Annotated in this window: 1 pseudogene; it reads right to left on the bottom strand. The window is 74.2% G+C overall.

Features of this window, described 5'->3' with window-relative positions:
• Positions 1–10,357, bottom strand: a pseudogene (locus tag AB0I98_RS48865) (type I polyketide synthase); the annotation flags it as partial.
• Positions 10,358–10,368 lie beyond the last annotated feature (11 nt).

Here is a 10,368-nt window from a genome sequence, read left to right on the forward strand (position 1 = left end):
GGCCGATCACGGCCAGGTGCCGCAGCGCCGGCCCGGCGCCGGCGGCGGGCTGCCAGGCGACCCGGTACAGCGGCAGTTCGGTGCCGGCCGCCCCGAGCAGCGCCTCCAGCCGCTGCCGCTCGACGGCCCGCATGACCAGCGCGTCGAGCGTGAGGACGGGTGCGCCGGTGAGGTCGACGGCCTCCACGCAGATCGCGTTGTCGCCGCAGCGGGCGATCCGCACGCGCAGGGCGTCGGCGCCGGTGGCGTGCAGGGTGATGCCCTGCCAGGCGAAGGGCAGCAGCACGGAGTCGGCCGGCACGTCGAGCAGCCCGCCGGCCAGCCACGGCTGCAGGGCCGCGTCCAGCAGGGCCGGGTGCAGCCCGTACGCGGGGGCGTCGGCCCGGGCGCCGCCGGGCAGCAGGATCTCGGCGTACACCTCGCCGTCCCCGCGCCATACGGCGTCGATGCCGCAGAAGATCTCCCCGTACTCGTAGCCGAGGTCGGCGAACCGGCCGTACACGTCCTGCGCCTCGATCCGCTCGGTACCGGCCGGCGGCCAGGCCCGGGCGGCCCATTCGGCGGCGGGCGGCGGTGCGGCGGCCGGGGTGAGCACCCCGGCCGCATGCCGGGTCCACCCGGCCTGGGGGTCGGCGTCCTGGGGACGGGAGTGCACGCTCACCCGGCGGCGCCCCTGGTCGTCGGCCTGCTCGATGCGCACCTGGATCTGCGCCGCGCGCTGGTCGAGGACGAGCGGCGCCTCCAGGCCCAGCTCCTCCAGGCCGGCGCAGCCGGCCTGGGCGGCGGCGTGCAGGGCGAGTTCGACGAAGGCGGTGCCGGGCAGCAGGGTCCGGCCGAAGACGGCGTGGTCGGCGATCCACGGGTGGTCGGTGAGCGAGATCCGGCCCGCGCACACCATCTCGCCGGTGGCGGCGAGCGGCAGCGTGCCGCCCAGCAGGGGGTGCGTCTGCCAGGCCATGCCGAAGCGTGCGGCGGCGGCGTCGCCCACGCCGGCCGGGGAGGTCGGCGCCCAGTAACGCCTGCGCTGGAAGGGGTAGGTGGGCAGGTCGACCCTCTGCGCTCCGGTGCCGTCGAACAGGGCCGCCCAGTCGATGTCGGTGCCGTGCACGAACAGGTGGGCCGCGGAGGTCAAAAACCGCTCCAGGCCGCCCTGGTCGCGGCGCAGCGTGCCGGTGACCAGCGCGTCCTCGGCGCTCTCCTCGATGCCCATGGTCAGCACCGGGTGGGCGCTGGACTCCACGAACGTGCCGAAGCCGTCCTGAAGGAGGCTGCGTACGGTGTGCTCGAAGCGGACCGGGTGGCGCAGGTTGCGGTACCAGTAGGCGGCGTCCAGGACGGTGGTGTCCGTGAGCAGCCGGCCCTCGACCGTGGAGTAGAACGGCAGGTCGGCGCGGCGCGGGCGGATCGGGGCCAGCACGTCCAGGAGTTCGGCCTCGATGCGTTCCACGTGGGCGGAGTGGGAGGCGTAGTCGACCGGGACCTGGCGGGCCCGGATGCCGTCCTGCCGCGCGGCCTCCACGAAGTCGACGATCGCGTCCGCGTCACCGGCGATCACGGTGGCCGAGGGGCCGTTGACGGCGGCGACACCCAGGCCGGTCCACGCTGCGAGGCGCTGCTCGACCTGGGACACGGGCAGCGGGATGGAGGCCATGCCGCCCAGCCCGGCCAGCTCCCGCCCGATCACCGCCGCCCGCAGCGCGACCACCCGGGCCGCATCCTCCAACGAGAGGGCGCCCGACACGGCGGCGGCGGCTATTTCGCCCTGCGAATGCCCGACCACCGCATCCGGGACGACGCCGAGGGAGCGCCACAGCTCGGCCAGGGAGACCATCACCGCCCAGGTGACCGGCTGGACCACCTCCACCCGGTCCAACTCCCGCCCCTCACGGACGACTTCGACCACGTCGAAGTCGACGTACGGGGCAAGGGCGTCGGCGCACTGGCGCAGCCGCGCCGCGAACACCGGCGCCGACTCCAGCAGCCCCGCCCCCATCCCGGCCCACTGCGTCCCCTGCCCCGGAAACACCAGCACCCGCCGGCCGGCCGCAGCAGCAACGCCCTCGAACACCGAGGAACCGAGCGTGACTTGACGGTGGTCGAAGACCGAGCGTGCGGCGGCGAGGGTGTAGCCGACGTCCAGGGTCCGCAGCTGGCTGTCCCGCTCCAGCCGGGTGCACAGGCGGTCGGCCTGTGCGCGCAGGCCGGGTGCCGTCTTGGCGGTCACGACCAGGGGGACGACGGGCAGGTGGCGGGTCACCGGTTGCTCGGCGGGCGCCGCGGCGGGCGGCTGCTCGAGGATCAGGTGGGCGTTGGTGCCGCTCACGCCGAACGCGGACACGCCGGCCCGGCGCGGCCGTCCGGTCTCGGGCCAGGGCCTGGTCTCGGTGAGCAGTTCGACGGCGCCCGAGGCCCAGTCCACCTGCGTGGACGGCACGTCGGCGTGCAGGGTCTTGGGCAGGATGCCCGCGCGCAGGGCCATCACCATCTTGATGACCCCGCCGACCCCGGCCGCGGCCTGCGGATGCCCGATGTTGGACTTCAGCGAGCCCAGCCACAGCGGCTCCGCGCCCGCGGGCCGCCGGCCGTAGGTCGCCAGCAGGGCCTGTGCCTCGATCGGGTCGCCGAGCCGGGTGCCGGTGCCGTGCGCCTCGACCACGTCGACGTCGTGCGCGCCGAGCCCGGCGTTCGCGAGCGCCTGGGCGATGACCCGTTCCTGCGCGGGGCCGTTGGGGGCGGCGAGGCCGTTGGACGCGCCGTCCTGGTTGACGGCGTGGCCGCGGATGACGGCGAGCACGGGGTGTCCCCGGCGGACGGCGTCGGAGAGCCGCTCGATGAGGACCATGCCCGCGCCCTCGCCCCAACTGGTGCCGTCGGCGGCGTCGGAGAAGGCCTTGCTGCGGGCGTCGGCGGCCAGCCCGCGCTGCCGGGAGAACTCCACGAACAGGCCGGGTGCGGCCATCACGGTGACCCCGCCGGCCAGCGCCAGGTCGCACTCCCCCGCCCGCACCGCCTGGGCGGCCAGATGCAGGGCGACCAGCGAGGACGAGCAGGCCGTGTCGATGGAGACCGAGGGGCCTTCCAGGCCCAGCACGTAGGAGATGCGCCCGGAGACGACGCTGGCGGACTTGCCGGTGAGCAGATAGCCCTCGTGCTCCTCGTCGGCCTCGTGCAGCCGGGAGGCGTACTCCTGGTGCGTGAGGCCCGCGTACACGCCGGTGCGGCTGCCGCGGACGGAGCGCGGGTCGATGCCCGCGCGTTCCAGGGCCTCCCAGGCGGTCTCCAGGAGCAGCCGCTGCTGCGGGTCCATGGCGAGCGCCTCGCGCGGGCTGATGCCGAAGAACTCGGCGTCGAACTCCGCCGCCTCGTGCAGGAACCCGCCCTCGCGGACGTAGGTCGTGCCGCGTCGCCCGTTGTCCGGGTCGGGGTCGTAGACCTCGTCCAGGTTCCAGCCGCGGTCGAGCGGTGCGGCGCCGATGGCGTCGCGTCCGGCCATGACGAGGTCCCACAGCGCCTCGGGCGTGTCGGCCTCGCCGGGGTAGCGGCAGGCCATGGAGACGATGACGACCGGATCCACGTCGTCGGCGCTGTCGCGGGTGGCGGGCGCCGGGGCCGGGCTCTCGTGCTCGCCGAGGAGCCGGTCCAGCAGGTAGGCGGCGAGCGCGGCCGGGTTGGGCCGGTCGAAGACGACGGTGGCGGGCAGGGTCAGGCCGGTGGCCGTGCCCAGCCGGTTGCGCAGTTCGAGGGAGGTCAGCGAGTCGAAGCCGGCGTCCTTGAAGGCGCGGTCGGCGCGGACGGCGTCGGTGGTGGGGTGCCGCAGCACCGCGGCCGCCTCGCCGCGCACCAGCTCGACGAGGCGGCGGGTGCGTTCGACGGCGGGCAGGGCGGCGTGCTGTGCGACCAGTGCGTCGTCGGGCGCGGCGGCGGCCTGCTGCCGTACGGCGGCCAGGGCGCGGCGGGCCTCGGGCACCGTCTCGAAGAGCGGGCCGGGGCGCAGCGCGGCGGTGCGCGGCGCGAAGTGGGCCCAGTCGAGGTCGACGACGGTGACGCAGGTGTCATCGAGGTCGAGCGCCCGGTGCAGGGCCTCGATGCCCCGGTCGGGGTCCATGGCGCGGATGCCGCGGCGGCCCAGGCTCTCCTCGCCGGCGCCTTCGGCCATGCCGGCGCCGCCCCACAGGCCCCAGGCCACGGAGGTGGCGGGCAGGCCCGCGGCACGCCGGGTTTCGGCGAGCACGTCGAGCGAGGCGTTGGCGGCGGCGTAGGCGGCCTGGCCGCCGTTGCCCCAGGTGCCGGTGACGGAGGAGAAGAGCACGAACGCGGACAGGTCCAGGCCGGCGGTCAGTTCGTGCAGATGGTGCGCGGCGTCGGCCTTCGGGGCACGCACCGCGCGGACGTCGGCGGCACGGACCGTGCCGAGCACGCCGTCGTGGAGCACGCCGGCGGTGTGGAAGACGGCGGTCGGCGGGTGCGCGGCAAGGAGCGCGGCGAGCGCGTCCCGGTCGGCGACGTCACAGGCGACGACGCTCACCTCGGCACCCGACTCCCGCAGTTCCGCGGCCAGTTCGGCCGCGCCCGGCGCGTCGGTGCCGCGCCGCCCGGCCAGGACGAGATGCCGGGCACCCTGCCGTACGGCCCACCGGGCGACCCGGGCGCCCAGGGCGCCGGTGCCCCCGGTGACCAGGACCGTGCCGTGGGCGCTCCACCGGGAGCCGGACGCAGGGGCCCCGCCGGCCGCCCGCACGACCCGGCGGCCGTAGAGGCCGGAGTCCCGTACGGCGATCTGGTCCTCCCCCGCCGTCCCGGCCAGGGCGGCGACGGCGCGCTCCAGGACCCGCCGGCCGGGTTCGGCGGGCAGGTCGACCAACCCGCCCCACAGGGACGGCAGTTCCAGCGCGGCGACCCGGCCGACGGCCCAGATCTGCGCCCCGATGTCGTCGGGCACCTCACCCGGAGCGACGGATACCGCCTGGCGGGTCAGCGCCCAGACACGCGCCGGAGCGACCTCGGCGTCACCGGCGGCCTGCACCAGAGCCAGGCTCGCGAGAACGGCCTCCGGGGCGCGGTCGAGCGCGAGGAGGGAGAGGATGCCGGTGAGGTTCTCGTACGACGCCAGCCGCGCGGCCAGCGTTTCGCGGCTGGCGTGGGCCGCGTCGAGGGTCAGGCGCTCGGTGCGGGCGCCGTGACCGGTCAGCGCGGCCTCCACGGCATCGACGGTGCCCTCGTCCGCGCCGGTGTCCGGGACGACGAGGAGCCAGCGGCCGTCGAGGACCGGGGTGCCGCTCTCGGCCAGGCCCTTCCACGCGGTCCGGTAGCGCCAGGTGTCGGTGTCCGTGCCGGTGGGGGTGAGGGCGGCGGGGGCCGGGGGCTCGTGCCAGTAGTGCTCGCGTTGGAAGGGGTAGGTGGGCAGGTCGACTTGGCGGGCTCCGGTGCCGTCGAAGAGGGCCGCCCAGTCGATGTCGGTGCCGTGCACGAACAGGTGGGCGGCGGAGGTCAGGAACCGGTCCAGGCCGCCCTGGTCGCGGCGCAGGGTGCCGGTGACGAGCGCGTCCTCGGCAGTCTCCTCGATGCCCATGGTCAGCACCGGGTGGGCGCTGGACTCGACGAAGGTGCCGAAGCCGCTGTCGACGAGCTTTCGTACGGTGTGCTCGAAGCGGACCGGGTGGCGCAGGTTGCGATACCAGTAGGCGGCGTCCAGGGTGTCTTCGAGCTCACCGGTGACCGTGGAATGGAACGGGATCCGCGGACGCAGCGGGGCGATCGGAGCCAGAACGTCCAGGAGTTCGGCCTCGATGCGCTCCACGTGCGCGGAGTGGGAGGCGTAGTCGACCGGGACCTGACGAGCCCTTATGCCGTCCTGCCGCGCGGCCTCCACGAAGTCGACGATCGCGTCCGCGTCACCGGCGATCACGGTGGCCGAGGGGCCGTTGACGGCGGCGATCCCGAGACGGCCGGTCCACGCCTGAAGCCGCTCCTCGACCTGGGACACGGGCAGCGGGATGGAGGCCATGCCGCCCAGCCCGGCCAGCTCCCGCCCAATCACCCCAGCCCTGAGGGCCACCACCCGGGCCGCATCCTCCAACGACAGCGCACCGGAGACAGCGGCGGCGGCGATCTCACCCTGCGAATGCCCCACCACCGCATCCGGCACCACGCCCAGCGAACGCCACAGCTCGGCCAGGGACACCATCACCGCCCAAGTGACCGGCTGGACCACCTCCACCCGATCCAACTCCCGCCCCTCACGCACGACTTCGACCACATCGAAGTCGACGAAGGGGGCGAGCGCGTCGGCGCACTGGCGCAGCCGCGCCGCGAACACCGGCGCCGACTCCAGCAGCCCCGCCCCCATCCCGGCCCACTGCGTCCCCTGCCCCGGAAACACCAGCACCCGCCGGCCGACCGGAGCCGCAACGCCCTCGACGACGTCATCGCCGAGCACCACCCGCCGGTGCTCGAACACCGACCGCGAGGACGCCAGGCTGAAGCCCACGTCCAGCAGCCGGGGTTCGCGGTGTTCCCGTATGCGCGCGGCCTGCTCGTGCAGGGCGGTCTCCGACTTGGCGGTGAGGACGAGGGGGACGACGGGCAGATCCCGCGTCGTTTCCTCCGCTGTCTCCTCCCGCACCGGGGCCTGTTCCAGGATCACGTGCGCGTTCGTCCCGCTCACCCCGAACGACGACACACCCGCCCGACGAGGACGCCCGACCTCCGGCCACACACGCTGCTCGGTCAGCAGCTCGACCGCGCCCGAGGACCAGTCCACCTCGGAGGAGGGGGCATCGACGTGGAGGGTCTTGGGCAGCACCCCCGCCCGCAGCGCCATCACCATCTTGATGACCCCACCCACCCCGGCCGCCGCCTGCGCATGCCCGATGTTCGACTTCAACGACCCCAGCCACAACGGCCGCTCACGACCCTGGCCGTATGTCGCCAGCAGCGCCTGCGCCTCGATCGGATCACCCAGCCGCGTCCCCGTCCCATGCGCCTCCACCGCATCCACATCCGCAGCCGAAAGCCCGGCCTGCGCGAGCGCCGCACGGATCACCCGCTGCTGCGACGGCCCGTTCGGCGCAGTCAACCCGTTCGACGCACCGTCCTGATTCACCGCCGAACCCCGCACCACCGCCAGCACACGATGCCCCCGCCGCACCGCATCCGACAGCCGCTCCACCAACAGCACACCCACACCCTCAGCCCACCCCGTGCCATCCGCCGACTCCGCAAAGGCCTTGCAGCGGCCGTCCGCGGCCAGCCCGCGCTGCTGCGAGAACTCCACGAACATGCCGGGGCTCGCCATCACGGCGGCGGCTCCGGCGAGGGCGAGGTCGCACTCCCCCGACCGCAGGGACTGGGCGGCCAGGTGGAGGGCGACCAGGGAGGAGGAGCAGGCCGTGTCGACGGTCACCGCCGGGCCCTCCAGGCCCAGCGCGAAGGAGATGCGGCCGGACAGGACGCTCGCCGTGGTGCCGGTGAGGAGGTAGCCCTCGTAGCCCTGGCCGGATTCGTGCAGCCGGGGGCCGTACTCCTGGGACATGGCGCCGACGAAGACGCCGGTGCGGGAGCCGCGCAGCGAGGTCGCCGGAACCCCGGCCCGCTCCAGCGCCTCCCAGGAGGTCTCCAGCAGCAGCCGCTGCTGCGGGTCCATCGCCACCGCCTCACGCGGCGAGATACCGAAGAAGCCGGCGTCGAACTCCCCCGCCCCATGCAGGAATCCGCCCTCCCGGACATACGACCGGCCCACCCGGCCCGGCTCCGGGTCGAACAGCCCCTCCACGTCCCAGCCGCGGTCCCCGGGGAACGGCGAGACCGCGTCCGTCCCCGACATGACCAGCTCCCACAGCCCCTCCGGGGAACTGACCCCGCCGGGGAAACGGCACGCCATGCCGACGATCGCGATGGCGTCGTCCTGGTCGGGGGCCGGCTGTTCGGGGTGGGCCGGGGCGGGCGTGGTGGCGGCCTCCTCGACGGCGGCGTCGCGGATCAGCCGGGCGACGGCGAGGGGGGTGGGGTGGTCGAAGATGAGGGTGGTGGGCAGCCGTAGTCCGGTCGCGGAGCGCAGCCGGTTGCGCAGTTCGATGCCGTCGACGGACTCGAAGCCCTGCTCTTTGAAGGTGTGGCCGGGGGTGATCGAGTCGGCGGAGGGGCGGTCGGCCACGGCGGCGGCGTGGACCCGTACCAGGTCGAGTACGTGGTCGAGTTGCTCGTCGGCGGAGCGGCCCCGCAGTGCGCGGCTGAGCAGGGTCTCCTCGGTGCCGGGCGCGGGGGGCGCGGTCGGCGTGTCGGTGTCCGTGGCGGACAGCCAGTAGGGGCGGCGCTGGAAGGCGTAGGTGGGCAGGTCGACTTGACGGGCTCCGGTGCCGTCGAAGAGAGCCGCCCAGTCGATGTCGGTGCCGCGGACGAAGAGTTCGGCGGCGGAGGTCAGGAACCGCTCCAGGCCGCCGTCGCCGCGGCGCAGGGTGCCGGTGACCAGCGCGTCCTCGGCGGTCTCCTCGATGCCTATCGTCAGCACGGGGTGGGCGCTGGACTCGACGAAGGTGCCGAAGCCGTCCTGGAGGAGGCTGCGTACGGTGTCCTCGAAGCGGACCGGGTGGCGCAGGTTGCGATACCAGTACCCGGCATCCAGGGCATCTTCGAGCTCACCGGTGACCGTGGAATGGAACGGGATCCGCGGACGCAGCGGGGTGACCGGGGCCAGCACGTCCAGAAGTTCGGCTTCGATGCGTTCCACGTGGGCGGAGTGGGAGGCGTAGTCGACCGGGACCTGGCGGGCCCTTATGCCCTCCTCCTGCGCGGCGGCCACGAACGCCACGATCGCGTCCGCATCCCCCGATACGACCGTGCTGGAGGGGCCGTTGACGGCCGCAACACCCAGACCGGTGCACGCCTGAAGCCGCTCCTCCACCTCGGCCACGGGCAGCGGGATGGAGGCCATGCCGCCCAGCCCGGCCAGCTCCCGCCCGATCACCGCCGCCCGCAGCGCGACCACCCGGGCCGCATCCTCCAACGACAGCGCACCCGACACGGCCGCCGCGGCGATCTCGCCCTGCGAATGCCCCACCACCGCATCCGGCACCACGCCCAGCGAGCGCCACAGCTCGGCCAGGGACACCATCACCGCCCAAGTGACCGGCTGGACCACCTCCACCCGGTCCAACTCCCGCCCCTCACGCACGACTTCGACCACATCGAAGTCGACGTACGGAGCAAGGGCGTCGGCGCACTGGCGCAGCCGCGCCGCGAACACCGGGGAGGACTCCAGCAGTCCGGCCCCCATCCCGGCCCACTGCGTCCCCTGCCCCGGAAACACGAGCACCGTCCGGCCGGGGGCGGAGGCAACGCCTTCCACCTGTGTCTGGCCGAGCGCCACCGAGCGGTGTTCCAGCATCGAGCGGCCGGTTGCGAGGCTGAAGGCGACGTCCAGCGGCCGGAGTTGGGTGTCGCGGTCCAGGAGCGCGGTGAGCCGGGCGTGCTGGCCGTGCAGGGCGGTCTCCGACTTGGCGGTGAGGACGAGGGGGACGACGGGCAGATCCCGCGTCGTTTCCTCCGCTGTCTCCTCCCGCACCGGGGCCTGTTCCAGGATCACGTGCGCGTTCGTCCCGCTCACCCCGAACGACGACACACCCGCCCGACGAGGACGCCCGACCTCCGGCCACACACGCTGCTCGGTCAGCAGCTCGACCGCACCCGAGGACCAGTCCACCTCGGACGAGGGGGCATCAACGTGGAGGGTCTTGGGCAGCACCCCCGCCCGCAGCGCCATCACCATCTTGATGACCCCACCCACACCGGCCGCCGCCTGCGCATGCCCGATGTTCGACTTCAACGACCCCAGCCACAACGGCCGTTCACGCTCCTGGCCGTATGTCGCCAGCAGCGCCTGCGCCTCGATCGGATCACCCAGCCGCGTCCCCGTCCCATGCGCCTCCACCGCATCCACATCCGCAGCCGAAAGCCCGGCCTGCGCGAGCGCCGCACGGATCACCCGCTGCTGCGACGGCCCGTTCGGCGCCGTCAACCCGTTCGACGCACCGTCCTGATTCACCGCCGAACCCCGCACCACCGCCAGCACACGATGCCCCCGCCGCACCGCATCCGACAGCCGCTCCACCAACAGCACACCCACACCCTCGGCCCAACCGGTGCCGTCCGCCGACTCCGCAAAGGCCTTGCAGCGGCCGTCCGCGGCCAGCCCGCGCTGCTGCGAGAACTCCACGAAGGTGGTGGGGGTGGCCATGACGGTGACGCCGCCGGCCAGCGCCAGGTCGCACTCCCCCGCCCGCAGGGACTGGGCGGCCAGGTGGAGGGCGACCAGGGAGGAGGAGCAGGCCGTGTCGACGGTCACCGCCGGGCCCTCCAGGCCCAGCGCGAAGG

The sequence above is a fragment of the Streptomyces sp. NPDC050211 genome, assembly GCF_040656035.1.
In the GTDB taxonomy this organism is placed as follows: Bacteria; Actinomycetota; Actinomycetes; order Streptomycetales; family Streptomycetaceae; genus Streptomyces.